The organism is Mogibacterium kristiansenii, assembly GCF_029224645.1.
GTDB classification, from domain to species: Bacteria; Bacillota; Clostridia; order Peptostreptococcales; family Anaerovoracaceae; genus Mogibacterium_A; species Mogibacterium_A kristiansenii.
In genome coordinates this window covers 24,348-50,347 of record NZ_JAQXUZ010000002.1, presented here as the reverse complement: position 1 = coordinate 50,347, position 26,000 = coordinate 24,348, and the positions used below count along the sequence as shown (strand labels likewise).

Annotated in this window: 23 protein-coding genes; 21 read left to right on the top strand and 2 right to left on the bottom strand. The window is 51.2% G+C overall.

Going from position 1 to position 26,000, the window contains the following annotated elements; translation table 11 throughout:
* Positions 1 to 59 precede the first annotated feature (59 nt).
* The 16 genes from lon to PUE40_RS01005 all read left to right on the top strand — a co-directional run bounded on the left by lon (position 60) and on the right by PUE40_RS01005 (position 17,748).
* Positions 60 to 2,399, top strand: a complete 2,340-nt coding sequence (gene lon / locus PUE40_RS01080; RefSeq protein WP_277671632.1) for an endopeptidase La — start codon at positions 60 to 62, stop codon at positions 2,397 to 2,399.
* Between the two features lies 1 nt (position 2,400).
* A complete protein-coding gene (gene yihA, locus PUE40_RS01075; protein ID WP_154554304.1) occupies positions 2,401 to 3,012 on the top strand; it encodes a ribosome biogenesis GTP-binding protein YihA/YsxC in 612 nt (203 codons plus the stop codon).
* Positions 2,999 to 3,541 (top strand): hypoxanthine phosphoribosyltransferase, encoded by a 543-nt coding sequence (hpt, locus tag PUE40_RS01070; RefSeq protein ID WP_277671631.1) that lies wholly within the window; start codon positions 2,999 to 3,001, stop codon positions 3,539 to 3,541. Before yihA ends, hpt begins: the two co-directional genes overlap by 14 nt.
* A gap of 37 nt (positions 3,542 to 3,578) precedes the next feature.
* A complete protein-coding gene (locus tag PUE40_RS01065; protein ID WP_277671630.1) occupies positions 3,579 to 5,252 on the top strand; it encodes an MBL fold metallo-hydrolase RNA specificity domain-containing protein in 1,674 nt (557 codons plus the stop codon).
* 120 nt (positions 5,253 to 5,372) lie between these two features.
* A complete protein-coding gene (locus tag PUE40_RS01060) occupies positions 5,373 to 5,756 on the top strand; it encodes a hypothetical protein (protein ID WP_154554307.1) in 384 nt (127 codons plus the stop codon).
* 259 nt (positions 5,757 to 6,015) lie between these two features.
* Positions 6,016 to 6,552, top strand: coding sequence for an NUDIX hydrolase (locus PUE40_RS01055; protein ID WP_154554308.1), 537 nt, complete (start codon positions 6,016 to 6,018; stop codon positions 6,550 to 6,552).
* Positions 6,553 to 6,570: 18 nt separating this feature from the next.
* The gene (locus tag PUE40_RS01050) at positions 6,571 to 7,449 is read left to right on the top strand and encodes a tyrosine-type recombinase/integrase (protein WP_154554309.1); all 879 of its coding nucleotides are present in this window, start codon (positions 6,571 to 6,573) and stop codon (positions 7,447 to 7,449) included.
* Between the two features lie 171 nt (positions 7,450 to 7,620).
* The gene (gene rplS, locus PUE40_RS01045; RefSeq protein WP_277671629.1) at positions 7,621 to 7,962 is read left to right on the top strand and encodes a 50S ribosomal protein L19; all 342 of its coding nucleotides are present in this window, start codon (positions 7,621 to 7,623) and stop codon (positions 7,960 to 7,962) included.
* 103 nt (positions 7,963 to 8,065) lie between these two features.
* Positions 8,066 to 8,929, top strand: a complete 864-nt coding sequence (gene ylqF, locus PUE40_RS01040) for a ribosome biogenesis GTPase YlqF (protein WP_277671628.1) — start codon at positions 8,066 to 8,068, stop codon at positions 8,927 to 8,929.
* Positions 8,922 to 10,226: a ribonuclease HII gene (locus PUE40_RS01035; RefSeq protein ID WP_277671627.1), complete on the top strand. Its 1,305-nt coding sequence runs from the start codon at positions 8,922 to 8,924 to the stop codon at positions 10,224 to 10,226. The genes ylqF and PUE40_RS01035 overlap by 8 nt, the downstream gene beginning before the upstream one ends.
* 58 nt (positions 10,227 to 10,284) lie before the next feature.
* Positions 10,285 to 11,193: a bifunctional 5,10-methylenetetrahydrofolate dehydrogenase/5,10-methenyltetrahydrofolate cyclohydrolase gene (locus tag PUE40_RS01030; RefSeq protein ID WP_277671626.1), complete on the top strand. Its 909-nt coding sequence runs from the start codon at positions 10,285 to 10,287 to the stop codon at positions 11,191 to 11,193.
* A gap of 20 nt (positions 11,194 to 11,213) precedes the next feature.
* Positions 11,214 to 11,891: a GTP pyrophosphokinase gene (locus tag PUE40_RS01025; protein ID WP_154554314.1), complete on the top strand. Its 678-nt coding sequence runs from the start codon at positions 11,214 to 11,216 to the stop codon at positions 11,889 to 11,891.
* 65 nt (positions 11,892 to 11,956) lie between these two features.
* Complete coding sequence (locus tag PUE40_RS01020) at positions 11,957 to 14,644, top strand: valine--tRNA ligase (RefSeq protein WP_277671625.1); 2,688 nt, start codon at positions 11,957 to 11,959, stop codon at positions 14,642 to 14,644.
* Positions 14,631 to 15,950 carry a bifunctional folylpolyglutamate synthase/dihydrofolate synthase gene (locus tag PUE40_RS01015; protein ID WP_277671624.1) on the top strand — a complete coding sequence of 440 codons (1,320 nt, stop codon included), beginning with the start codon at positions 14,631 to 14,633 and terminating at the stop codon, positions 15,948 to 15,950. The genes PUE40_RS01020 and PUE40_RS01015 overlap by 14 nt, the downstream gene beginning before the upstream one ends.
* Before the next feature lie 3 nt (positions 15,951 to 15,953).
* Positions 15,954 to 17,219, top strand: coding sequence for a serine hydroxymethyltransferase (gene glyA / locus PUE40_RS01010; protein WP_154554317.1), 1,266 nt, complete (start codon positions 15,954 to 15,956; stop codon positions 17,217 to 17,219).
* Between the two features lie 106 nt (positions 17,220 to 17,325).
* Positions 17,326 to 17,748 carry a hypothetical protein gene (locus tag PUE40_RS01005; RefSeq protein ID WP_154554318.1) on the top strand — a complete coding sequence of 141 codons (423 nt, stop codon included), beginning with the start codon at positions 17,326 to 17,328 and terminating at the stop codon, positions 17,746 to 17,748.
* Between the two features lie 433 nt (positions 17,749 to 18,181).
* Here the strand turns inward: PUE40_RS01005 and PUE40_RS01000 are convergent, their stop codons facing one another.
* The gene (locus PUE40_RS01000) at positions 18,182 to 18,811 is read right to left on the bottom strand and encodes a hypothetical protein (RefSeq protein WP_277671623.1); all 630 of its coding nucleotides are present in this window, start codon (positions 18,809 to 18,811) and stop codon (positions 18,182 to 18,184) included.
* Between the two features lie 3 nt (positions 18,812 to 18,814).
* Complete coding sequence (locus PUE40_RS00995; RefSeq protein WP_277671622.1) at positions 18,815 to 20,227, bottom strand: UDP-N-acetylmuramoyl-L-alanyl-D-glutamate--2,6-diaminopimelate ligase; 1,413 nt, start codon at positions 20,225 to 20,227, stop codon at positions 18,815 to 18,817.
* Positions 20,228 to 20,355: 128 nt separating this feature from the next.
* On the opposite strand from PUE40_RS00995, the gene hslO reads away from it, so the two are divergent.
* The 5 genes from hslO (at position 20,356) to PUE40_RS00970 (ending at position 25,925) form a co-directional block, all read left to right on the top strand.
* Positions 20,356 to 21,243 carry an Hsp33 family molecular chaperone HslO gene (hslO, locus tag PUE40_RS00990; RefSeq protein ID WP_277671621.1) on the top strand — a complete coding sequence of 296 codons (888 nt, stop codon included), beginning with the start codon at positions 20,356 to 20,358 and terminating at the stop codon, positions 21,241 to 21,243.
* A gap of 286 nt (positions 21,244 to 21,529) precedes the next feature.
* The gene (gene aroF, locus PUE40_RS00985) at positions 21,530 to 22,540 is read left to right on the top strand and encodes a 3-deoxy-7-phosphoheptulonate synthase (protein WP_277671620.1); all 1,011 of its coding nucleotides are present in this window, start codon (positions 21,530 to 21,532) and stop codon (positions 22,538 to 22,540) included.
* A 1-nt stretch (position 22,541) separates the two neighbouring features.
* A complete protein-coding gene (gene aroB / locus PUE40_RS00980; protein ID WP_277671619.1) occupies positions 22,542 to 23,531 on the top strand; it encodes a 3-dehydroquinate synthase in 990 nt (329 codons plus the stop codon).
* On the top strand, positions 23,528 to 24,775 hold the full coding sequence (gene aroA, locus PUE40_RS00975; protein WP_277671618.1) for a 3-phosphoshikimate 1-carboxyvinyltransferase: 1,248 nt from the start codon (positions 23,528 to 23,530) through the stop codon (positions 24,773 to 24,775). Before aroB ends, aroA begins: the two co-directional genes overlap by 4 nt.
* A 4-nt stretch (positions 24,776 to 24,779) precedes the next feature.
* Positions 24,780 to 25,925, top strand: a complete 1,146-nt coding sequence (locus PUE40_RS00970; RefSeq protein ID WP_235898206.1) for a bifunctional chorismate mutase/prephenate dehydratase — start codon at positions 24,780 to 24,782, stop codon at positions 25,923 to 25,925.
* Positions 25,926 to 26,000 lie beyond the last annotated feature (75 nt).

The window sequence follows — 26,000 nt, the reverse complement described above, 5'->3', positions numbered from 1 at the left end:
ACATCAGGCGGCAGGGTTATTTCTTGCCGCCTGTTCTGTATAGATAAAGGGAGGCGCAGATGGAGAGAGAAAGTAGAACGCACATTCCTTACATTGCACTTCGGGGAAAGGCTTTTTTTCCGGATACTTTGGTAGGATTTGATGTGGGTCGGGATAAGTCGCTGAAATCCATTGAAATTGCAATGAACCGGGAACGTCTGTTGGCGGTGTCCGCCCAGCGAAACCCGGAAGTAAACGATCCGTCCGGGGAGGATTGCTACCTTACCGGTGTGCTGATTCGAATTAAGCAGATTGTTCGCCGCACGGATTACGTTCGGGTGCTGGCGGAATGCGGTCAACGAATCCGATTGGAGAATATTTACGAGGAGAACGGTGCGCTGTTCTGTGATTACGTGCAGGCGGAGGATTTGCCGGCAGATGATGAGGAGGAATTGGAAGCATACGTACGGGCGGTAAAAGAAGCCTTCATTCAGTATGCCAAAGTCCTTCATCCCGGAAGTACGGCGGAAGCCCGCGCCATGGTAGAGGACGTGGAGGATCCGGCGGTGCTCACCAACATCATCGCTGAGGATCTGGATGTTTCCTTTGATGAAAAACAAGCACTGCTGGAAATCGATTACATTCCCGGTCGGCTGGAACAGCTGATTGAACTTCTGAATGGCGAAACGAGAATCGCGATGTTGTCTCAGAAGATTCAAACCAAGGTCATGAAGAATATGGATCGAAGCCAGCAGGAGTATTACCTTCGGGAACAGATTAAGGTAATGCAGGACGAACTGGGACGGGAAACCGGCGAGGATGACGATGCGACTCAGTGGCTGAAGAAGCTGGATGAGTTGCAGTTGGAAGAAAAGACGGATGCGAAGATCCGAAAGGAAATCCAGCGTTTTGCCAAAATGCCGGCCATGAGTCCGGATGCCAACGTGAGCCGGACCTATATCGAAACGATTCTGGAGCTTCCGTGGCACGAGGCCAGCAAGACCAACATCAATATCAAACGAGCAGAAAAGATTCTGAACGAGGATCATTACGGACTGGAGAAGGTGAAGGAAAGAATCCTGGAACATTTGGCGGTGATGCACCTGACCAAATCCATTCAGGGGCCGATTCTCTGCCTGGTAGGGCCGCCGGGCGTGGGAAAGACGTCCATCGCCCGTTCCATCGCCAGAGCGACCAACCGGGAGTTCATTCGAATGTCCCTAGGCGGCGTTCGGGACGAAGCGGAAATTCGGGGACACCGTCGCACTTACGTGGGTGCCATTCCCGGACGAATTATCAACAGCATCAGCGAGGTGGGGACCAACAATCCGCTGTTCTTGCTGGATGAGGTGGACAAGCTGGGAAATGATTTCCGGGGAGATCCGGCATCTGCACTGCTGGAGGTGCTGGATCCGGAACAGAACAAGGATTTCACGGATCACTATCTGGAAATCCCGTTCGATCTGTCCAATGTGATGTTCATCACCACGGCAAACACCACTCAGACCATTCCGAGACCGCTTCTGGACCGGATGGAAGTGATTGAACTTTCCAGTTATATTGAAGAGGAGAAGGTTCGAATTGCGGAGGATTATTTGGTCCCAAAGGTTCTGAAGTCCTATGCGATTCGGAAGAACCAGCTCACCTTCTCGGAATCCGCAATACGGGAAATCATCCGGTACTACACCCGGGAGTCCGGCGTGCGGAATCTGGAGCGGCAGATTGCATCCGTATGCAGAAAAGTTGCAAAGCGAATTGTAACGGAAAAGAAAAACAAGTATACTGTAACTAAGAGGAATCTCGAAAATTATCTGGGAGCGAAGATTTTCCGGGAAGATTTGATGAATCTGGAACCGGGTATCGGCGTCACCACCGGCATGGCCTGGACGGCAGTGGGCGGGGTGACCCTGCAGATTGAAAGCGTGCGGATGCCGGGAAGCGGCCATCTGATTCTCACGGGACAGATGGGAGATGTGATGAAGGAATCCGCGCAGACCGCCATGGGATACATCAAGTCCCTGTCGGAAAAGTACGGTCTGGACGCATCTGTTTTTAAGGATAACGATATTCAGATTCACATTCCGGAGGGTGCCACCCCGAAGGATGGTCCGTCGGCCGGCGTGACCATGTGCACGGCGCTGTTCTCCCTGCTGTCCGGAAAGAAGGCACGGCGGGACATCGCCATGACGGGAGAGATTACCCTGCAGGGCAATATCCTTCCGGTGGGCGGAATCAAGGAGAAGGTGCTGGCTGCGTACCAGCAGGGGATTCGCAAAATCCTCTTGCCAAAGGATAATGCGGCGGACATCGAAGAAATTCCGAAATCCGTGCGCAGCCGATTGGAATTCGTCTTGCTGGAGAAAGCAGAGGAGGCGTTCCGAGAGGTGCTGATTTCGGAGGAAAGCGAGAAAGAGAACTAGGATGAGAATCACAAAATCAGAATTGGAAGCGGTTGCGGTAAAACCGGCACAGTATCCGGAAGCGAACCGCTATGAAATTGCCTTTGCGGGCCGGTCCAACGTGGGGAAATCCTCCCTGCTGAATCTTCTCACCGGCCGGAAGGCCCTTGCCAGGGTCAGCGGAAGTCCGGGAAAGACGCGTACCATCAACTTCTATTTGGTGAACGATGATTTCCGGATTGTGGACCTGCCGGGGTACGGGTATGCCAAGCTCTCCCGTTCCGAGACGGAGAAGTGGGGCGCCATGATGGAGGCGTATCTCAGCAAGAGACCGGGTCTTCTGAAGGTGGTGCAGCTGGTGGATATTCGCCACGAGCCGTCGGCGCAGGATGTGCAGATGTACGATTACCTTCGGTACTACGGTCTGGACGGCGTGGTTGTGGCCACGAAGGCGGATAAGATTTCCAAGAACCAGCAGCAGAAATCCATCCGGCAGATTCGGCAGAAGCTGAATATGAAAAAAGAAGATGCGGTAATTCCGGTGTCGGCGCTGAAGCGCACCGGACAGGAGGAGCTGCTGGATGTCATTGAGTCGATTTTAAACAAGGAGAGATCGGAAGATGAGCACAAATGATCATGTAATCGGAAAAATTCTCTTCACGGAGGCGGAAATCCGGAAGAGAGCGGAAGAGCTGGGTGAAGAAATCAGCAATGAATTCAAGGGCGAAGAGCTGGTGGTCATCGGCACATTGAAGGGATCCATTCCGTGGATGTGCGACCTCATGAAGTGCCTGGATCTGGACACCGTCATCGACTTTGTAAAGGCCAGCAGCTACGGTTCCAGCACCACCACCTCCGGTGTGGTGAAGATTTCCATGGATACGGAACTGAACCTGTACAACAAGAACGTACTGGTGGTGGAAGATATCGTGGATACGGGAACCACCCTCAAGTACCTGCTGGAGAAGCTGAACGAGCGCCATCCGAAAACCCTGAAGGTATGCACCATGCTGGACAAGCCGTCCCGGAGAACCGCTGATTTCCATGCGGATTACATCGGCTTCCAGGTGGAAGACCTGTTCGTCATCGGCTACGGCCTGGATTACGACCAGAAGTACCGAAACCTGCCGTACATCAGCTATCTTCAGAACGAAGGAAAATAAACAATAATTCCAGACAACCTTGCAAGGAGGCGGAGAAATGAAAATCAGATTTTGCGGAGCAACCGAAGGCGTTACAGGATCCTGTCACCTTCTGATTACGGATAAAGCAAACGTGCTGTTGGATTGCGGGCAGTTCCAGGGCGGGAAAGCCCAGGATCGCCTGAACTACCGGGAGTTTCCCTTTGAACCGTCCGAAATCGATTGTCTGGTGCTGAGTCACGCACACATCGATCACTGCGGGCGGATTCCCCTTCTGGTAAAAAGAGGTTTTCGCGGAAACATCTTCTGCACCAAAGCGACGGCGGATCTTCTTCCGATCATGCTCCGGGACAGCGGGTATATCCACGAGAAGGAAGCGGAGTGGGCCAACAAAAAGGCGGAACGAAAAGGACAGCCGCTGGTTCAGCCGCTGTACACGGTGGCGGACGCGGAGGAATCCCTTCGCTATGTGCATCCGGTTCTGTACGATCAGCTCATTGAGGTGAGTGAGGGCATTCACGTCTGCTTCAACGATGCGGGCCATATTCTGGGATCGGCGGAAACGGAGCTCTGGGTGCAGGAGGGCGATGCGGAGACGAAAATCGTTTTCTCCGGGGACCTGGGGGTGAATCACCGGCCGATTCTTCGGGACCCTACCATCATTCGCCATGCGGATTATGTCATCATGGAGAGCACCTATGGAAACCGTCTCCATCCGGAGAACGCCATGAGCATCGAGAAATTGGTAAAGGTGATTCTCCGCACGGTGGAGCGGGGCGGAACGGTGGTAATTCCGTCCTTTGCCGTAGGACGAACTCAGGAGATGATCTACCAACTGAACATGCTTTACGATGAGAATCCGGAGATTTACGGAAAGCTGAAGAACGTTCCGGTGTACATCGACAGCCCGATGGCCAATGCGGCGACGGAGGTCTTTAAGAAGAACACGGCGGTGTTCGACGACGACTTCAAAGCGTTTATGGATAAGGGCGATCATCCGCTGGAATTCAAAAATCTTCATTTTACCCAGTCCACGGAGGAATCCCAGGCGCTGAATAGCGATCGGAAACCGAAGATCATCATTTCTGCCAGCGGCATGTGCGAAGCCGGCCGAATTCGCCATCACCTGAAGCACAACCTGTGGAACCCAAAGTGTTCCATCGTGTTCGTGGGATACCAGGCGGAAGGCACCCTTGGCCGGAAATTGGTGGAAGGTGCGGAATCGGTGAACCTCTTTGGCGAGGAGATTCAGGTCAATGCGGAAATCGTGAATCTGGAAGGCTTCTCCGGTCATGCGGATCGGGACGGATTGGCGCATTGGGTGGGCTCTTTCGTTACCCATCCGGTGGTATTCTTGGTGCATGGCGAGAAGGAATCCAAGGAAAATTTTGCCGCTTACCTGGGGGAGAATCTGGATATCCATCCGATTGTGATACAGCAGAACAGTGAGTTTGAACTGGTTCCGGGACGCCGGCCGGAAGGAACTCATATGGAACCGGTATCCACGTTCCAGCTGGATGCGGATGAAATCAATGCCCTCCGGAACAAGATTTCCGGACTCAGCAGTTCGATTGGAGATTTGCTGAACACCGCTGCGGTGGAAACCGGAAAGAACATCAGTCCGGAACGGCTGATTGAAATCAACAACATCATTCAGGAACTGGCGGAATCGGAAGCCAACCTGAAAGCGACGCTGTTGGAGGAAGCGGAAGAAGGGCGAGTCTCTGAATGAGAAGTTTAAGAATCCCGGGAAAAAGTACTTTTTTTGAGGGTTTCAGTCCTTTCTTTTTCAAGTGAATGTACAGCACCATCCTTTGGCGATACAATGGAGCCGAAAGGATGGTGTTTTGTTATGAAGGAATATCAGATTCAGAAGGATCGGAAGCGAGTTCTTCCCAGCGAAGTGTATTATCAGTGTCTATGGGTGGTAAAGGATATGAATCGGCTCCAAGAGATTGCCGGAATGGAATTTCGCCGGGAGATGCTGGCGGAGGATGTGCTCACCTACGGAAATACGGCAATGCAGGAAAGTCCGGTGGCGGCAGAGGCGATGTTTAAACTGGACTGCATCCATCGGGCATTGATGGAGATTCCGGAGATTTACAGGGAGGGGATCATCGAGAATATTCAGACCCGAAGGACCGGGTATCCATGTTCTGCCCACGAAAATACCTGGAAGAAATGGAAGCAGCGTTTTATCTATATGCTGGCGGAAAACCTGCGGTTGATTCCGTAAAAAGTGTACTGAAGGGGAATTTTTTTTATGATATGATGGGGCTGTCAGATAGGGCGATACGAAATTACTGGCGAATGACGTAACGTCTCTATTGTTTTCACTTCTATTATTTTAAGATGCGAGTGCATCTGGGTATCGGCGGCAGCAATGCCGCCACTTTTTTGTTTTACGCTTTATTCCGGAATAAAAAAGTGATAGAATATTTAAATAAACGATAAAACTTATTTGTAAAGAGATTAATATATATAGGGAGTGTTTTATGGCTTTTCCGGAAAAAACATTGCAATCGGAAGTGGTGTATGACGGTCCGATTTTTCGAATTCGCAAAGATAAAGTGACGGTAGTGGGCGGAAAGACCTCCTATCGGGATATTCTGGAGCACAACGGTGGGGCGGTGATTCTGGCGGTAAAAGAAGACGGCAGAATTCTCATGGTGCGGCAGTTCCGAAAGGCGTTGGAGCGGGAGGTGCTGGAACTTCCGGCGGGAAAGATTGACGGCGATGAGGATCCCATGGACACGGCACTTCGGGAATTGAAGGAAGAAACAGGCTACCAGGCCGGGAGCATTCGGCATCTGACCACCATCAGCCCGAGCTGCGGATACACCACCGAGCTTTTATACATTTACCTCTGCAAGGATTTGACGCCGGGAGAGACCCATTTCGACGATACAGAGGATTTGGACCTTTATGAATACACGGCGGACGAGTTGGTGGATCGGATTATGAAGGGTGAAATTCAGGACGCAAAGACCATCGTGGGAGTTCTTTTTGCCCGAACCGCAGGAGAAATATAGAAGACACAGGAGACGAAGATGGATGCCTTCATTGAATATTTAAAGAATACGAAAAACAAGGCGGAAAACACTCTCGTTGCCTATCGCCGGGATTTGAAAGCCTTCGAGGTCTTCCTGGAGGGCCGCGGCGGAAAGAGTTTGAACGACTGCAAGGAAAGTGATGCAGCCGCTTACATATTGGAACTGAATAATGAAAGTAAGTCCAAGGCGACGATTAACCGAAAAATTTCTTCTCTGCGGGCATTCTACGATTACAAAATCGATGAAGGGGAACGAGAAACCAATCCTTTTCAGAAAATCAAATCGGCGAAAAACGATAAGCGCCAGATTGAGTTTCTGACGGTGGAAGAGGTGAATCATATGCTGTCCCTTCCGGATGATTCTGCCAAGGGCATCCGGGACAAGGCGTTGCTGGAGTTCATGTACGGAACGGGCGCTCGTGTGACGGAGCTGGTGCGCCTGCGATTCTCGGACATGAATCTGCGGATGAACTTCGTTACGCTGAAGGACAACGACGGAGAGAGCCGAATCGTGCCGATTGGATCTTATGCTCACGCCGCGATGAAGAAGTATATGGACGAAGCTTACGAAGAAATCAAGGGCGAGCCGAGAGAAGAGGACGACTACATTTTCATCAACTTCCGAGGCCAGGCGCTGACCCGTCAGGGAATCTGGAAGATTCTGAAGGAATACGGTAAAGAGATGGATATCGAAGAGCGGATGACACCGCAGATTCTCCGGAACAGCTTTGCGGTACACATCCTTCAGAACGGCGGGGATTTGAAGACCCTTCAGGAACTGATGGGCTTTGAAGATATGTCCGTAGGCATTGCGTATCTGGCGGTGTTGAATGTGCGGATTCGGGACGTGTACCAGCGGACCCATCCGAGGGCATAGAAATAATATTTTTTTGAAAAAAGTGTTGAAATCAGTCACTCATTGTGATAAAATTTGATAGTTATTACGGGCGGTCCTCTGGTGATTGACAGCATGGCTTAAGAAGCCGGGAACGACATTTATTATTTAAAGAGAAACCACGAGCGTCTTGGAAAGGAAGGAGGAATAACAATGAACGTAATTGATTCGATCACAAAGGAATACAAGAAGAACGATATTCCGGAATTCAACGTTGGTGATACCGTAAGAGTTCACGTTAAGATCGTTGAGGGTCAGAGAGAAAGAATTCAGGTATTCGAAGGATATGTCCTGAAGATGCAGGGCGGCGGAATTTCTGAAACATTCACAGTAAGAAGACTGGCTCAGGGTATTGGTGTAGAGAAGACTTTCCCAATGCATTCGCCGAAGGTAGCAAAGATTGAGGTGCTGAAGCGCGGAAGAGTTAGAAGAGCGAAGCTGAACTACATGCGTGAAAGAACCGGTAAGGCTGCAAGAATCAAGTCTGCAAAATAAGAACGATTTGCTGAAAATTAAAGAGCATACCTTGGCATTGCCGAAGGTATGCTCTTTTTTATCCGATATTTTCCATTGCGACGACGAAAAAGGAGGCAAATGAATGATTCAGAATATTAACTGGTATCCGGGGCATATGAAGAAGACACGGGAACTGATTCAGGAAAACCTCAAAGCGGTGGACCTGGTCATCGAACTGCTGGACAGCCGGATTCCGATTTCCAGCCGGAACCCGATTATTGACGAACTGGTGGGGGACAAAAGAAGAATCGTACTTCTGGGCAAATCCGATCTGGCGGATTCGGAAGAGACCGAGAAGTGGCAGCGTTATTTTAGCCGGAAGGGGGATAAAACCCTGGCCATCGATGCCCGCTCCGGAGAGAATATCAATCGCCTGTTCAGCATCTTGGACGACGTGCAGCGAGAACAGAATCAGCTGCGGCAGATGAACCGTTCCATCCGGATGATGGTGGTGGGCGTGCCGAACGTTGGAAAATCCTCCCTCATCAACCGGCTGATTGGAAAGAAGAGTGCGAAGACCGGAGATAAAGCAGGTGTGACTCGAGGTAAGCAGTGGGTGACACTGAAGAACGGGATGCAGCTGCTGGATACACCGGGCATTCTGTGGCCGAAGTTCGAGGATCAGCGGGTGGGTCTGTATCTGGCCTTCTGCGGAAGCATTCGGGACGAAATTCTGGACACCCAGGATCTGGCATTCGAGCTGATTAAGGTGCTGGAGAAGCGATATCCGGAATCATTGCAGAATCGCTATAAGTTGGATGAAATACAAGAAGAGACACTGGACAACATGGAAGCCATTGCCTTTAAGCGGGGATTTCTGATGCCGGGAAAGAGAATTGACTACGAGCGCACCGGTCGGACGGTAATCGACGAATTCCGGAGCGGAAAGCTGGGGCGCATTACGCTGGAGACGGTGCCGTCGGAAGGAGAGCCGGAGAATGACTAAGCAAGAACGCCTGGAAAAGATGGAGCAGCGTTTTCAGGAGATGATCCGTCAGGAAAAGGTGCTGCACGAAAAGGGAATTCAATACGTTGCGGGGATTGACGAGGTGGGCCGCGGTCCGTTGGCCGGTCCGGTGGTCACCGCTTGCGTGGTGCTTCCGGAGGATTTTCACGTGCCGGGGGTGGACGATTCCAAGAAACTGACGGAGAAGCGGCGGCTGGCCATGAACCAAGAGATTCAAAGTCGGGCGCTGGCCATCGGCATTGGCATCGCATCACCGGAGGAAATCGATGAGATGAACATACTGGAGGCCACCAAGTGTGCTATGGTACGGGCTTTTCACGATGCCAATGAGAAGCTGGGACGGAAGATTCCGGGCGCAGAAATTCAGCATTTGCTAATCGATGCCCTGGAATTGCCGGACATTTCGGTTCCTCAGGAGGGAATCGTTCACGGAGATGCCAGTTCTGTATCCATTGCGGCGGCATCCATCGTGGCGAAGGTCACGCGAGATGCCTACATGGTGGAGATGGGAGAAAAATATCCCGGATATGCGTTCGAAAGCAACAAGGGGTATGGCACTGCTGCCCATTACGACGGAATTCGGGCGCAGGGCATTACGCCGATTCATCGGAAGAGCTTTCTCAAGAATCTGGAAAGCCGTCACGGCGGCAAGGCGGTGGAGCGTACCGGGGCCAAGAAGATGACCGGAAAGAAGGTATATGCCGTTCGGGCCGGCCGGGAGACCGGCATCTTTCAGACCTGGAAGGAGTGTCAGCGGCTGGTTACCGGATATCCCGGTGCGGAGTACAAGAGCTTTACCACTTGGGAAGCAGCAGAGGAATACCTGGGAAAGAAGCAGGACGTGCAGGCGATTCCGGAAACAGCGGCGGAAATCTATGTGGACGGAAGCTTCGATGTGCGCACCGGCAAGTTCGGATGCGGCGTGGTGATTCTGTATAAAGGAGAAGTAATTACCTTGAAGCACGGATACGACGACCCGGCATCGGCGGAGCTGAGAAACGTTGCCGGCGAGGTGATGGGAGCGGTGAACGCGATTCGCTATTGCCAAGAACACGACATCGATGAGGTGTATATCTATCACGACTACAACGGAATCGGCAAGTGGGGAGATGACGAGTGGAAGGCGAATCTCCCGCTGACCCGAAAGTACAAGCAGTTCGTGGCGGACGCCCGGAAAAACATGAAGATTGTTTTTGTCAAGGTGGAAGCCCATACCGGGGTAAAATATAACGAGATGGCGGACCGTCTGGCAAAAGACGCTATTGGACTTTTTTAGTCTGTGTGATATAATTGTCCTGTCTATTTTATGAAGAATCACTGAAAGGGTAGAACAAATGGCCAAATTATTGCGTGGAGCGCCGGTGAGAGACCTCATCGCGGAACAGCTCCGAAGTGATGTGACGAAGTTAAAAGAAAATGGGGTATGTCCAAAGGTGGCGACCCTGCGAGTGGGAGATCGTTCCGGGGATGTGTATTACGAGAATGCCATCCGGAAGAACTCCGATAAATACGGTATTGAATGCGTGAATCGAGTCTACACGGAGGAAACGTCCCAGGAAGAGCTGGAGAAGGGACTGGCGGAATTGAACGGAGACCCGTCCATCCACGGAATCATCATGCTGATGCCTTTCCCAAAGTTTGTGGATGAAGCTCGGATGAAACGATTGCTGGCACCGGAGAAGGATATCGATGCCATCACGGACGCATCCTATGCCAATCTTTTTGATGCGAAGAAACCTTTGGATGATTATTTTTGTGCCTGCACTGCAGAGGCCTGCATGGAAATCCTGCAGAAGAACGATGTGGAACTGCAGGGAAAGAAAGTGACCATTGTGGGACGGAGCGTTCGAATCGGAAAGCCGCTGATGCTGATGATGCTGAATGCCAACGCGACAGTGACGGTGTGTCATACCCGCACGAAACCGGAAGACCTGAAGACCGCCTGTGAGGAGGCGGACATCGTGATTCTGGCGACGGGACAGATAGAATCCTACGGACCGGAATTTTTCCGGGAAGGACAGATTATCGTGGATGCCGGCGCGGGAACCGGATCGGACGGAAAGATGGCCGGGGACCTGAATGTCAAGGCACTGACTGCCTGCGATTGGTCGGAAAATGTGGCATACACACCGGTACCGGGCGGCGTGGGAACGGTGACCACCACCCTGCTGTTGCGGAATGTAATGAAGGCCGCAAAGCATTTTTATAAGAAAGAGAACATCAAAAACTTAAATATCAAATAGAAAAGGAAAGGTAAAATACAATGACCTTTACCCAATATTACAAACCGGACGATATGTCCGCCAGCGTGCCGGAACACCTCCAGACAGACGAGGATCTTCAGCAGCAGATTATGGACATCAACCTGCTGTACAGTGCGGCGATTCGCGAGGTAAGCACGAAGCTGGATGTGCTGGGTGATGATTTCCGGATGAAGCATTCCTACGTGCCGATTCACCACATGCAGTCGCGGCTGAAGTCCTTTGAAAGCTTGATGGATAAAGCGGAGCGTTACGGCATTGAGGACCCGATTCACAACCTGGATACGGTTCGGGCAGAGGTATTCGACATCGCCGGAATCCGAGTGGTGTGCAACTACCGGGAAGATATTTACACCATGTCCGAACTTCTCCTGAAGCAATCGGATGTGGATTTGATTAAAATCAAGGATTATTGCAAGAATCCGAAACCAAGCGGATATCGAAGCCTTCACGTGGTCATTTCGATCCCGGTGTTCCTGGTGAACAGTAAGACCACCGTACCTGTGGAAATCCAGTTCCGAAGCATTGCCATGGATACCTGGGCCAGCCTGGAACACGAATTGAAATATAAGAATAAAGGTGCTCTGACGGAGGACATCCAGAAACAGCTGACCCAGTGCGCGAAGACCTTGTCGGATGTGGATGAACAGATGGAGCGAATTCGGCATCAGGTTTTCTGATGACTGTACGAAAAATGGCGAAATACCGGAAATTATTTTTGCCGGATTGAAGATAGGAGAACTAAATGAAAAAGAATCTTGCGAAAACATACGATCCAAAGGACTTTGAGGATCGTATTTATGAGACTTGGGAGGAGTCCGGTGCGTTTAACGCCGAAGTGGATCCGGACAAAAAACCGTTTACCATCGTAATGCCGCCGCCAAATATCACGGGGCAGCTGCACATGGGACACGCTTTGGACCAGACTCTTCAGGACGTGCTGACCCGTTGGAAGCGTATGGAAGGCTACAGCGCACTGTGGCTTCCGGGCAGCGATCACGCCAGCATTGCCACCGAGGTAAAAGTAGCAAACAAGCTCTATGAAGATACCGGCAAGCACAAGAGTGAATTCACTCGAGAGGAGTTTCTGGAGTACGCTTGGGCGTGGAAAGAGGAGTACGGCAGCCGGATTACGAAGCAGTGCCGAAAGCTGGGCGACTCCTGCGATTGGCGGAGAGAGCGCTTCACCATGGATGAGGGCTGCAACAAGGCCGTAACGAAATTCTTCATCGATCTTTACAACAAAGGTTGGATTTATCGCGGAAACCGCTTGATTAACTGGTGCCCGAGCTGCAAGACGTCCCTGTCGGATGCAGAGGTAGAGCACGAGGACGAAAACGGAAAGTATTGGTATTTCCGTTATCCGGCAGTGGATGGCGGAGAGGGAATTGTAGTGGCGACATCCCGTCCGGAGACCATGTTCGGCGATATTGCCATTGCGGTTCATCCGAGTGATGAGAGATATAAGGATTTGGTGGGCAAGAACGTATACCTGCCGATTCTGAACCGGGAGATTCCGGTCATCGCAGACGAGTATCCGGATCCGGAAAAGGGAACCGGTGCGGTGAAGATTACGCCGGCACACGACCCGAACGACTTCGAGGTAGGTGCCCGTCACGATCTTGAAATCCTGAGCTGCATGAATGACGATGCCACCATGAACGAGCTGGCCGGCAAATACGAAGGTATGGACCGGTACGAGTGCCGGAAGGCGTGGGTAAAGGAGCTGGAAGAGGCAGGTTACCTGGTTAAGACGGAAGATATGGTCATTCCGGTGGGTAAGTGCTACCGTTGCCACAACGCTATTGAACCGATGCTGTCGGATCAGTGGTTCGTAAAGATGGAAGAGCTGGCAAAACCGGCCATCGAGGCGGCAACTTCCGGAGAGCTGGAGCACATTCCGGCAAGATTTGAGAAGATCTATCTGAATTGGCTGAACGATATTCATGACTGGTGCATTTCCCGTCAGCTGTGGTGGGGACACCGGATTCCGGCATACTACTGCGACGAATGCGGTGAACTGGTGGTGGCAGACCACATGCCGGAGACATGTCCGAAGTGCGGCGGACACCACTTCCATCAGGACGAGGATGTACTGGATACCTGGTTCAGTTCGGCTCTGTGGCCATTCTCCACACTGGGCTGGCCGGAGAAGACACCGGAACTGGATTACTTCTATCCGACTTCCGTTATGGTAACCGGATACGATATCCTGTTCTTCTGGGTTATCCGAATGGTATTCTCCGCATGCGAAACGATGCACGAAATCCCGTTCAAATACGTATTCCTGCATGGTCTGGTACGTGATGAACAGGGACGGAAGATGAGCAAATCCCTGGGCAACGGAATCGATCCGCTGGTTGTCATCGACCAGTACGGTGCAGATGCACTGAGATTCATGCTGTGCACCGGAATTTCTCCGGGTAACGATACTCGATTCCTGACCAGCCGTCTGGAATCTTCCCGAAACTTCGCCAATAAGCTGTGGAACGCATCCCGATTCACCATTATGAATTTACAGGATGAAGATGGCAATTTCCTGCCGATGGCAGACGAAGCGACTGCCGTTCTCCAGGACGAGGACAAGTGGATGATTTCCAGAGTGAATGCGGCCGCAAAAGCAGTGACCGAATCTCTGGATAAGTTCGAGCTGGGCCTGGCCGGACAGAAGGTATATGAAGTTATTTGGGATGAGTACTGCGACTGGTACATCGAAATCGTCAAGAGAAGACTGTACGGTGAGGACGAGGAGGATAAGAAGACGGCGAGATATGTCCTGCAGAAGACGCTGAAGGATCTGATTAAGCTGCTCCATCCGTTCATGCCGTTCATTACCGAGGAAATCTGGGGATTCCTTCCAAAAGAAGGATCGGAAACCGGTGCGGATGCGATGCTGATTCGGGCATCTTGGCCGCAGTACGACGAGAATCTGGAATATCCGGACGCGACGGCTCGCATCGAAACGGCAATCGCAGCCATCAAGGCGGTTCGTAACATTCGTGTAGAAGCGGATGCGGCACCGAGCCGGAAACTGAACATGATTGTCCGGACGGATTCCCTGGCGGATACCATTGAAGGTACCGGAGACATCATCCGTAAGATTGCCAACGTGGTGGAAATCACCGTGGAAGGCACCGACGGGGATGCACCGAAGGATGTAATGTCTGCGGTTATCGACGGTGCGGAAATCCTGATTCCGCTGGAAGATCTGGTGGACTTCGAGGCGGAGCTGGAAAGACTTCAGAAAGAAAAGAAGCGTCTGGAAGGCGAAGTAACCCGCGTGGAGAAGAAATTGTCCAACAAGGGCTTCGTGGAGAAGGCACCGGAAGCGGTCGTAAACCAGGAGAAGGAAAAACAAGAAAAATATAAAGAAATGCTGGCAACCGTAGTTGCCCGTTTGGAATCTATGGGAGCGAAAAGTGACAACGAATAGTCAAAAAGTTATTGATGCTATTCATGACAGCACTGCGCGAAAAGGTCCGATGGGATTGGACCGGATGAGAAGACTTCTCAGCCTTCTGGGAAATCCGGAAGAAAAATTGAATATTTTTCACGTGGCCGGGACCAACGGAAAGGGATCCGTGGCCACGTACCTTTCTTCCATCTTGCAGGAAGCGGGATATACGGTGGGCGTACATACTTCGCCGCACGTTATGGTGTACAATGAGCGATTTATGATCAACAACCACCTGATTTCCGATGAGGCCTTTACCCGATACGGGGAGGCGGTTCTGAACTACAATGAATGGCTGAATCAGGAAGGATATGGATACCTGTCCGAGTTCGAAATTCTGACGGCGATTGCTTACCTGTTCTTTGCAGACAACGGTGTGGACTACATGATTTCCGAAGTGGGTCTGGGCGGCGTCATCGATTCTACCAATACTATCGAGCATCCGGTTTCCACCGTTATCACGCAGGTGGGACGGGATCACACGGGCATTCTGGGAGATACCCTTCGGGAAATTGCCTGGAACAAGGCCGGAATTATTAAAGCCGGCATTCCGGTGATTTCGGAAAGTGTGGAACCGGAAACGCAAGAATTCATCCGTTGGAAGGCGGAACAGAAAGGTTCGGAATTTCTGGACGTCTCCGATTCGGAGTACAAGATTGTTTCCCGGCGGCCGGAGATGCTGTTCGATGTGACCATCGGAGAGAAAGAATACCGGGATTTGCACCTGTCCATGCAGGGCGACCATCAAGTACGTAATGCGGTTACGGCGATGATGGCTCTGCTGAAAGCGTGTGAAGAAGGAAAGGTCTCCGTCTCCGAGGAGCATATTCGAGCCGGACTGCAGAAGGCCCGAATCATGGGAAGATTTGAATTTCTTCAAAAGGAAAACCCGTCGGTCATCATCGACGGCGGACACAATCCGGACGGAATTCGGGCCGGAATTACTGCGCTGAAGCAGTATTACGGAGAAGAAATCGAAGATAAAAAGGTTTTGATTGTCTTTGGATGTTTCAAGGACAAGGAATACGATGAAATGGCAGAGGAGCTGGGAAAAGCACCGGCTCATGCGGATTTCATCATTACGGAGCCTCACAGCGAGCGAGCACTTTCGTGTGATGTGCTGACGGAGAAGCTGACCGAGAAGGGGTTCCATTGCACTGCGATTCCTGATGAGAGGGAAGCATACACAACAGCGGTTAATGGTTGCTATGATGTTGTACTGTTCATCGGATCGATATACTTAATTGGAGATATGAGAATACTGTATCAAATGAAAGGATGGTAAAAAATGTTTGACAGAAACGGAAACGATTCAAGCACTTATAATCAGGAGAACATTGCGGAAATCCGCAAGACCTCCCCGAGAGTCGCAGATCTGATTGAGAAGGAATACAATCGTCAGAAGAACAACGTAGAGCTGATTGCTTCTGAGAACTACTGCTCTGAAGCGGTAATGGCTGCATGCGGAAGCTGCCTTTCCTGGAAGTATGCGGAAGGTTATCCGGCAAAGCCGATTGAAAGACATTCCGGAAACAAGGGCAGATATTACGGCGGAACCCGTTACGTTGATGAGCTGGAAGAATACTGCTGCGACATGTGGAGAAAGGTATTTGATACCGACTACCACGTAAACGTACAGCCGCACAGTGGATCTCAGGCAAACTTTGCAGCGTACAAGGCTGTGCTGGAACCGGGAGACACCATTCTTTCCCTGAACCTGGACAACGGCGGTCACCTGACTCACGGATCCGCAGTAAACTTCAGTGGCAAGCTGTACGATGTACATTTCTATAACGTAGATGAAAACGGATTCATCGATATGGAAGACCTGAAGAAGAAGGCAAACGAGCTGCACCCGAAGCTGATTCTCACCGGTGCCAGCGCTTATTCCAGAACGATTGATTTCCCGGCATTCGCAGAAATCGCAAAGAGCGTAGATGCATACTTCATGGTAGATATGGCACACATTGCCGGTCTGGTTGCCGGTGGTGAGCACATCAGCCCATTCGGTTATGCGGACATTATCACCACCACCACTCATAAGACCCTGAGAGGGCCTCGCGGCGGAATGATTTTCTGCAGAGAAGAACTGGCAAAGAAGGTAGACAGTGCCGTATTCCCATATGCACAGGGCGGTCCGCTGGAGCACATCATTGCCGGAAAAGCCGTTTGCGCAGAAGAAGCACTGCGTCCGGAATTCAAGGAATACGCTCATCAGGTTGTTGTAAACTGCAAGGCTTTTGCAGAGGAATTCATCAAGATGGGTTACAATGTGGTAACCGGCGGAACCGATAACCACGTATTCCTGCTGGATCTGTCGGATCACGAATTCTCCGGAAGAGATCTGCAGAACGCACTGGATGAAGTAGGCATTACCCTGAACAAGAACTGCGTTCCGAACGAAAAGCGTTCCCCGATGCAGACCAGTGGTGTTCGTGTGGGTACTGCACCGATGACAACCCGTGGATTCAAGGAAGAAGACTTTATCAAGGTGGCACACCGCATCGACGAAGTCGTGAAGCAGCTGGATGCAGAAAAAGCAGCGGAAAAATAATTTGAGTTATTGAACCGCTACACAAGATGTTGTATAATTAACGCAACATAAGACATATTTGTCATATGACTCAATCATCAAAAATAAATTTAAGGAGGACACTGCCATGGTTAAACTGTTAGTAGGACACAAGGGGAGTGGAAAGACAAAGAACATGATTGATTTCGCGAATAGAGATGCGGAAGAGTGCAAGGGAAGCGTTGTATTCATCAACAAGAATTCCCGCCTGATTTACGATCTGGATCACCGCATTCGTGTTATCTGCATGGAGGACTTCGTTCACATCACAAATGTAAGCGAGTACATCGGTTTTATTTTCGGAATTATCAGTTCCAACAGCGACATTGAGAAATTCTATCTGGATGGAATTATGAAGCATGCGGATATTTCTCTGGAAGTACTTCCTGAATTTATCGAGAAGATCAAAGTGATTTCCAAGGATTACGGGATCGACTTCGTTGTAAGTGTCAGCGCAGAGCTGGAAGAGATGATTGGTGTCAACTTTGACGAGTGTGAGGTTCTGAACTAGTATCGTCGCACTGTGGTAATAAGATGGTTCACAACTTCAAATAGAATAGCGGAAACTTGATTGCATCCTCCCTGCCGGTAAACCGGCAGAGAGGATGTTTTTTTGGTTCTTTTTCAAATGGTGTTAGTGAAGAATAAAAGCAACTTCAAATTCTCCTTGGAGGTCCGGAAGGTGTGGCTTCTCTTGCAATAAATCCAGGAATACAGTATTCTATACCATAAAGAGCACCGTCGGATTTCGAAGTGCTTTACTATAAATAAAGGCAGTGTCATATTACAAGCGAGCGATAGAGGAGGCATAAATGAAAAAAATAAGATAATAACCTCGGTAGTAGTGATGGCGTTATGTTCTTTTGCAATTGCATATGCCACAAATAAGTCAGGGATTATTGTATTTATTCTATCCTGGATAGTTGGTATGCTAGCTTCACTACTTATACAGTATATATGGAGCAGCAAACTAGTGCCTGCAAAATTCTTAGTGAGTATAAGACTGTTGATTTCATTAATTGCAGGAATAATTGTATATTTATTTGCTTTTGTTTGATAATTTGGGGAAACGCCCATAGCAGAGGTGCACAGCGGCGAAAAGCCCCTGAAATTTGGTGCAAGCGAAACGGTACAATAAGGCTTTGCGGGTTTCCTTGTACCAAGTCCGCTGTCGCACATCGGCGAAAAGCCCCTGAAACTTGGTGCAAGCGAAACGGTACAATAAGGATTTGCAGGTTTCCTTGCACCAAGTCCGCTACCATACAGCGGCGAAAAGCCCCTGAAACTTGGTGCAAGCGAAACGGTACAATAAGGCTTTGCGGGTTTCCTTGCACCAAGTCCGCTGTCGCACAGCGGCGAAAAGCACCTGAAACTTGGTGCAAGCGAAACGGTACAATAAGGCTTTGCGGGTTTCCTTGCACCAAGTCCGCTGTCGCACAGCGGCGAAAAGCACCTGAAACTTGGTGCAAGCGAAACGGTACAATAAGGCTTTGTGGGTTTCCTTGCACCAAGTCCGCTGTCGCACAACCAAAAAAGGAGATGAGCCCGCGGCTCATCTCCTTTTTTTTCTGCATATCTTATTTCTCCCGCTCCAAGCGGCTCTGCACTGCCTTCCGGGCACTCACATCGTCCCCTTCCCAGTAGCGCTTTCCGGTGGTGCCGTCCAGATACTTTTCCGCACCTTTGCCCAGCACCAGGACGATATCTCCCGGCTGCGCCATGTCCACGGCAGCCTGGATGGCTTCTGCGCGGTTCTCGATGTATTCGTGAGGGTATCCGTCCTTCATGCCGGCGGCGATTTCATCTGCCACCTTTTTCGGGGCTTCGTCGCGGCAATCCTCCTCCGTCAGGATGGAATAGTCGCAGTACTGGCTGAAGTAGTGTCCGAAAATCTCCCGGTTGCCCGCATCTCTTTTTCCCGGTGCACCGGATACCGTGATAATCCGGCGGATGCCCGGCAGGTCGTGACGCACGTAGTGGAGCAGCTTGTTGTAGCTGTCGTCGGTATGGGCGTAGTCCACGATTACTCGGTAGTCCTGACCGAAACGGATTTCGTCCATTCTTCCCGGGATGGATGGGATGTACTCGAATTCCCGAATCACATCCTCCAGATTCAGACCGGCCTGATCCAGGGTGCCGGCAACGGCCAGTAGGTTGTACAGATTATAGGTCACCTGCAGGTTGGTAGTGACCGGATATTCCTTGCCCTCGTGCACCAGCGTGAAGGACATGCCTTCCGGACTGTAGACGATATCTTTTGCCATGTAATCCGCCGGCTGTTCGATGGCATAGGACATGAATTTGCCGGTGCACAGTTCTTCAATTCGCTTTCCGTACGGATCGTCGATGTTTACCATCGCTACGGCCGTCGGCTTCAGATTTCGGAAGAACAGGGATTTGGCCTGGAAGTAGTTTTCCATATCCTTGAAATAATCCAGGTGCTCCCGGGTGAGGTTGGTGAAGATGGCATAATCGAAATCCACCGCACCGACGCGCTTCTGAATGAGACCGTGGGAGCTGACCTCAATGGACGCTGCCTCGGCTCCGTCTCTGCGCATCTCCTCCAGCGTCCGCTGCAATGGGATGATGTCCGGCGTAGTCAGGGGAACATCGTATTTCTTTCCTTCCATCTGACCGCCGATGGTGCCCAGATATCCGCACTCACCCTTGTATTTGGTGTAAATCTTGCTGATCAGATAGGAAATGGAAGATTTACCGTTGGTTCCGGTGACGCCGAACATGGTGAGGTGCTTGCTGGGCCATCCGTTCAGAGAAGCCGCCGCCTCGTTCAGTGCATCCAGCGTGCTTGGCACCTTGATGTAAATCACACCTTCTTGATCCTTCATCGGCATATCGTGTTCATAGATAATTACTTTTGCCCCGTTATCAACCGCCTGTTCTGCGAAATCGTGTCCGTCCAGAGCAGAACCGTCGATGCAGAAAAACATATCGCCTTCCTGTACCTTGCGGGAATCGATGCATAGATTCATAATATTTTTAACTCCTTTATTTCAATGTATGGTACAATATCTAATGTATTATAGCACACTATGAACCCCTGTTCCATGATTCTATTGTGAGGGCGGGGAAGGATTTAAATGAATACAGGAGGACGAAAATGTCAGACTATATAGTACGAGCAACTGCGGCAAACGAAACGGTGCGTGCCTTTGCCATCGATTCCACGGAGATGACGGCGACCGCCAGAGAGAAGCATCATACCTTTCCGGTAGTCACTGCGGCCATGGGCCGGCTGATGGGTGCAACGGCGATGATGGGCTCCATGATGAAGGGAGAAGATGATAAGCTGACGGTGACCATAAAAGGAGACGGTCCCATCGGCCAGATGACCGTCACCGTGGACAGCCACGGAAACGTAAAGGGTTTTCCGGCGAATCCGTGTGTGGACATTCCGCTGAAATATGCGGGGAAATTGGATGTAGGCGCTGCCGTGGGTGCCGGTACCATGACCGTAAGCATGGATTTGGGATTGAAGGAGCCGTACAATGGTCAGGTGGAACTTCAGACCGGTGAAATCGGCGACGATTTTGCCTATTATTTTACCACTTCGGAGCAGACACCGTCCGCGGTAGGACTGGGCGTAATGATTAATACGGATTCCACGGTTCGCCATGCCGGCGGTTTTATCATCCAGATGATGCCGGACGTGGAAGAGGAAACCATCGCGGCCATCGAGAAGGTGCTGCAGAACAGCAAATCCGTCAGCGAGATGATGGAGGCGGGTATGACACCGGAGGATATGATTCAGGCCCTGCTGGGGGATTTGAATCCGGAAATTTTCGAGACGGTGCCGGTTCGGTTCCACTGCGGATGCACCAAGGAGAAAGTGGCGGGCGCGCTGGCCACTATTCAGACCGGGGAGCTGGATCAAATGATTCAGGACGGAGAAGATATCGAGGTGAAGTGTCACTTCTGCAATTCCACCTATAAATTCTCGGTGGAGGAGTTGAAGGAAATCCTGGCAAAGCGAAACGAAGAAAAATAGTTTGTTGAAATAAACAAAAATCAATATAAAATTTAGTGAAAAATACTGGACAAATGCGGCGGACGGTGGTATCATTATACTCACGTTCACAATTATTGGGGAAAGGAGATACAAAACCATGAACAATCTGTATTTTGCGGCAGTATTTTTCTTCTTTTTTGGGTTTTTCTTTTTCAAGAAAGACGTCTTTTGCTGCGGCAGATTCAGGTAGAGGTGGTTTCTTTTTCTGAATTGGAATGATGGCCTGCAGCTTGCTGCAGGCTTTTTTTAGTTACGGAGGGTATGAATGATTATCACACTGAAACCTCATACAGAGGAAGAGCAGAAAGATCAATTGATGCGTTGGCTGTCCGGAAGGGGACTGGAGGTTGATGTATCGGAAGAGGACGACCATGAATTGCTGCGGCTGATTGGAGATACATCCGTAGTGGATGTGAGCATGGTGGAAATGCTGAACATGGTGCAGAACGTGCGAAAGATTTCCGCACCCTATAAGAAGGCCAACCGCCTGTTTCACCCAAAGGATACCGTCGTGGATGTGCACGGTACAAAAATTGGCGGGGGATATTTTTCCGTAATTGCGGGACCCTGCTCTGTGGAATCCGAAGAGCAGATTATCGGAATTGCCAAACGGGTGAAAGCCGCCGGGGCCACCATGCTGCGAGGCGGTGCTTTTAAACCCCGGACGTCCCCCTATGCGTTTCAAGGAATGAAGGCCGACGGCATCGAATTGCTGGTGAAGGCCAAGAAAGCCACCGGTCTTCCCATCGTTACGGAAATCATGAATGAGAATCACCTCCCGCTGTTCGAGGAGGTCGATGTGATTCAGGTGGGGGCTCGGAACATGCAGAATTTCGAACTGCTGAAAGCACTGGGGAAGACGCGAAAGCCGATTCTCCTGAAGAGAGGATTGGCCAACACCTTGAAGGAATTGCTGATGAGTGCGGAATACATCATGGCGGGAGGCAACGAGAACGTTATCCTGTGCGAGCGAGGCATCCGCACCTTTGAACCGTACACCCGGAACACACTGGACATTTCCGCCGTTCCGGCGCTGCACGAGCTGACCCACCTTCCGGTGGTGGTGGATCCCAGCCATGCCACGGGCAAGTCATCCTTCGTGGATTCCATGGCTTCGGCGGCAGCGGCCTGCGGAGCGGACGGCATCATGATTGAAGTGCACAACGACCCGGCCCATGCTTTAAGTGACGGCCCCCAGTCCCTCACGCCGGATCAGTTTGATGGAGTGATGGAGAAAATCCGCAGGGTGCGTGCTGCGGTGGGAATGGAGAATTAACATGGAGTTACGACAAATAGGGACCGCTCTCGCGGAGATTCAGCGAGGGGGGAAAATATGCATCATTTCCGACCGCAACGTGGCGTCGCTGTACATGGATATCTGCAGAGAGAGCCTGGAAGAGGCCGGCTATGGTGTGTGGGAATACGTTCTTCCGCCGGGAGAAGCCTCCAAAAACGGAACGAATTATCTTCGGATTCTGGAATATCTGGCGGCGGTGCCCTTCACCCGAAGCGACGGCATCGTAGCGCTGGGCGGCGGCATGGTGGGCGATCTGGCCGGATTCGCGGCGGCGACCTACATGCGGGGAATCAACGTGTATCAGGTGCCTACCACCTTGCTGGCGGCAGTGGATTCTTCCGTCGGCGGAAAGACCGCCATCGACCTTCCTTCCGGGAAGAACCTGGCGGGAGCGTTTCATCAGCCGAAACTGGTTTTACAGGACAGTCGCCTCTTGAACACCTTGCCGTCGGATGTTTACCGGGAGGGTATGGCGGAAGTCATCAAATACGGGATGATTCACGATCGAAAGCTGTTCAAAAGGCTGGAGAATCCGACGGAGGTTCGAAATTCGTTAGACGAGGTGATTGAAACCTGTGTGGGTATAAAAAAAGAATACGTGGAGGCGGACGAATTCGACCGAGGTCTCCGGCACAAGCTGAATTTCGGACATACCCTGGGACACGCCATGGAACAGGCGGAGGGTTACCGGTTGAGCCACGGAGATGCGGTGGCCAAGGGGATGTACTGGATAACCCGAATTTCTGCAGAACAGGGCTGGTGCAGTCGGGAGACGCTGGCTGCGCTGGAGCAGCTGCTTCGGAAATACGATTTTAATCTGACATTGCCGGAGAATCGGGAAGAAATCTACCGAATCCTCTGTTCCGACAAGAAGCGCCAAGGGGATACCATCCGAATGGTGATTCCGGAGGAAGTGGGAAGATGCGCTATCCGGGAATTCCACATCCGGGAGGTGAAAGATCTGCTATGAAGAGAATTGATATCTTGCCGTCCAAATCGGCAGCGCATCGAATGCTGATTGCCGCTGCGCTCTGTGAGGAACCCTGCGATGTAATCCTTTCGGAACGTTCCCTGGATATAGAAGCCACCGAAAACTGCCTGGCGGAAATCCGTCGGGTGCGAAAGGAAGGGGCGACGCCGGAAGGAAATAGCGAAGCGGCAGAGGAAGCGCAGCTGCACTGCGGTGAGAGCGGGTCCACCTTCCGCTTTCTGATTCCACTGGTAGCGGCGCTTGGGATGGACGCGAAATTCTATCCCGAGGGACGACTTTCTCAGCGCCCCCTGTCGCCGCTGGTGGAAGAACTGGAGAAAAAGGGGTTTACCTTTTCACCTTTAGGTGCGAATCCATTTCATGTGAAGGGGCAGCTGGAGCCGGGGGCTTTCCGCATCCCGGGAAACGTGTCCTCTCAATACATCACCGGATTGCTGATGGCACTGCCGCTGCTGGCGGACGACAGCACCATTCGGGTGACCGGAGAACGGCAGTCTGTGGGGTATGTGAATCTGACCCTGCAGGTATTGCGCGAATTCGGTATTGAAATCATTACAGAACGAATGGGAGAGGAATTGGTGTATCGGATCCCGGGAAATCAGAAATATCGAAGCCCGGGAACCTGCAAGGTGGAAGGAGATTGGTCCAATGCGGCCTTCTGGCTCACCGCCGGTGTGCTGGGGGAGGAGGCGGTTCAGGTGACCGGCCTGAATCCGAATTCGGCCCAGGGAGACCGAAAAATAGTGGAACTGCTCCGCCGGTTTGGCGCAAAAATAGAAGTTCAAGAGGATACGGTTACCGCCTATCCCTCCGGACCGTCTCTGCGGGGGATTGTCATCGATGCGTCCCAGATTCCGGACATGGTGCCGGCACTGGCATTGGTGGCATTGGCAGCAAATGGGACAACGGAAATCCGCCATGCGGAGCGGCTTCGTCTGAAGGAAAGCGACCGGCTGATGTCTGTTACGGAAGTACTGAACGCTTTAGGCGGCCGGGTGGAAGAGCGGCCGGATGGATTGGTGATTACCGGAAGGGGCGTTCTTTCTGGCGGAAGAGCGGATGGATATAACGACCATCGAATCGTCATGATGGCGGCCATCGCCTCCCTGATTACAACCGATAAAGTAATTCTGACCGGCAGCGCGGCGGTAAACAAATCCTATCCGACTTTTTTTACCGTATTGGAAGAGAATAAAATGGGAAATAACCTTGAGAGGAGATAGAGAGATGCCTAATTTGGAAGAGTACAGAGAGAAAATCGATGAAATTGACCGCACCCTGATTGAGAAGGTGGATGAACGGATGCGCGTGGCGGAGGGCATTGCGAAATACAAGCAGGCCAACAACCTGGAAATTGTGGATCCGCTGCGGGAACGGGCGCTGATGGAGAAGATTACCGAGGATTCGGCCAGCGATATGGCGTATTACAACCGGATGCTGTTCAGTCTGCTGATGGAGATGAGCGCGGATCACCAGAGACAGGTGACCCACACGGAGTCTCGGGTGGTAAAAGAAATTCGTCAGGCACTGAAGGACACGTCGCCGATTTTCCCGGAGATGGCGGTAGTGGCGTGTCAGGGCGTGCAGGGCGCGTATTCACAGGACGCCTGCGAGCGATTCTTCAAGATGCCGAAAATCATCTATACAAAGAATTTTAAAGGGGTTTTCGCGGCCATCGATGAGGGGCTGTGCCGATACGGAGTGCTTCCGGTGGAGAACAGCACTGCCGGTTCGGTGAACCGTGTCTATGATTTGATGCGGACCTATGATTTTCACATCGTGAAGAGCATTAAAATCAAGATTGAGCACAGCCTCCTGGTGAACAAAGGGGTACAGAAGGCGGATATCAAGGAAATCATTTCTCAGGAGCAGGCCCTGTCGCAGTGCGATGAGTACCTGCGGAGGGAATTCCCGGAAGCGAAGATTACGGTGTGCGAAAACACAGCGGCGGCGGCGAAATACCTGTCGGAATCCGGCCGAAGGGATGCGGCGGCGCTGGGTGCGGAAATCAACGGAGCGTATTACTCCCTGGAAAGCCTGGAACGGGCGGTGCAGGACAGCGATAACAATTACACTCGTTTTATCTGTATCACGAAACCTCTGGAAATCTATCCGGGCGCAAACAAGACCAGTTTCATGTGTACCACGGAGCACACGCCGGGTTCCCTGTACAAAGTGCTCTCCGCCATCAATGCCTGCGGAATCAATATCACCAAGCTGGAGTCCCGACCGATTCCGGGAAGTGATTTCGATTTCCGCTTCTATTTCGACTTTGAAGAATCCGTATACACAGAGCAGTTCATCCGACTGATGAATCATCTGGAAGGGGTGTGCAAGGATTTTCGCTATTTGGGAAGCTACATTGAAGTGTAGAAAATTGAAAAAGTTGATATATAGACAAGGTAAGTCCGGTGTTTTATAATATCTACAGAACAAATGATTAAGGAA

What these genes read in the sequence shown, in the direction of transcription:
- lon (WP_277671632.1), top strand. Translation starts at nt 60, where the DNA reads ATGGAGAGAGAAAGTAGAACGCACATTCCTTACATTGCACTTCGGGGA.
- yihA (WP_154554304.1), top strand. Translation starts at nt 2,401, where the DNA reads ATGAGAATCACAAAATCAGAATTGGAAGCGGTTGCGGTAAAACCGGCA.
- hpt (WP_277671631.1), top strand. Translation starts at nt 2,999, where the DNA reads ATGAGCACAAATGATCATGTAATCGGAAAAATTCTCTTCACGGAGGCG.
- PUE40_RS01065 (WP_277671630.1), top strand. Translation starts at nt 3,579, where the DNA reads ATGAAAATCAGATTTTGCGGAGCAACCGAAGGCGTTACAGGATCCTGT.
- PUE40_RS01060 (WP_154554307.1), top strand. Translation starts at nt 5,373, where the DNA reads ATGAAGGAATATCAGATTCAGAAGGATCGGAAGCGAGTTCTTCCCAGC.
- PUE40_RS01055 (WP_154554308.1), top strand. Translation starts at nt 6,016, where the DNA reads ATGGCTTTTCCGGAAAAAACATTGCAATCGGAAGTGGTGTATGACGGT.
- PUE40_RS01050 (WP_154554309.1), top strand. Translation starts at nt 6,571, where the DNA reads ATGGATGCCTTCATTGAATATTTAAAGAATACGAAAAACAAGGCGGAA.
- rplS (WP_277671629.1), top strand. Translation starts at nt 7,621, where the DNA reads ATGAACGTAATTGATTCGATCACAAAGGAATACAAGAAGAACGATATT.
- ylqF (WP_277671628.1), top strand. Translation starts at nt 8,066, where the DNA reads ATGATTCAGAATATTAACTGGTATCCGGGGCATATGAAGAAGACACGG.
- PUE40_RS01035 (WP_277671627.1), top strand. Translation starts at nt 8,922, where the DNA reads ATGACTAAGCAAGAACGCCTGGAAAAGATGGAGCAGCGTTTTCAGGAG.
- PUE40_RS01030 (WP_277671626.1), top strand. Translation starts at nt 10,285, where the DNA reads ATGGCCAAATTATTGCGTGGAGCGCCGGTGAGAGACCTCATCGCGGAA.
- PUE40_RS01025 (WP_154554314.1), top strand. Translation starts at nt 11,214, where the DNA reads ATGACCTTTACCCAATATTACAAACCGGACGATATGTCCGCCAGCGTG.
- PUE40_RS01020 (WP_277671625.1), top strand. Translation starts at nt 11,957, where the DNA reads ATGAAAAAGAATCTTGCGAAAACATACGATCCAAAGGACTTTGAGGAT.
- glyA (WP_154554317.1), top strand. Translation starts at nt 15,954, where the DNA reads ATGTTTGACAGAAACGGAAACGATTCAAGCACTTATAATCAGGAGAAC.
- PUE40_RS01005 (WP_154554318.1), top strand. Translation starts at nt 17,326, where the DNA reads ATGGTTAAACTGTTAGTAGGACACAAGGGGAGTGGAAAGACAAAGAAC.
- PUE40_RS01000 (WP_277671623.1), bottom strand. Translation starts at nt 18,811, where the DNA reads ATGCAGAAAAAAAAGGAGATGAGCCGCGGGCTCATCTCCTTTTTTGGT.
- PUE40_RS00995 (WP_277671622.1), bottom strand. Translation starts at nt 20,227, where the DNA reads ATGAATCTATGCATCGATTCCCGCAAGGTACAGGAAGGCGATATGTTT.
- hslO (WP_277671621.1), top strand. Translation starts at nt 20,356, where the DNA reads ATGTCAGACTATATAGTACGAGCAACTGCGGCAAACGAAACGGTGCGT.
- aroF (WP_277671620.1), top strand. Translation starts at nt 21,530, where the DNA reads ATGATTATCACACTGAAACCTCATACAGAGGAAGAGCAGAAAGATCAA.
- aroB (WP_277671619.1), top strand. Translation starts at nt 22,542, where the DNA reads ATGGAGTTACGACAAATAGGGACCGCTCTCGCGGAGATTCAGCGAGGG.
- aroA (WP_277671618.1), top strand. Translation starts at nt 23,528, where the DNA reads ATGAAGAGAATTGATATCTTGCCGTCCAAATCGGCAGCGCATCGAATG.
- PUE40_RS00970 (WP_235898206.1), top strand. Translation starts at nt 24,780, where the DNA reads ATGCCTAATTTGGAAGAGTACAGAGAGAAAATCGATGAAATTGACCGC.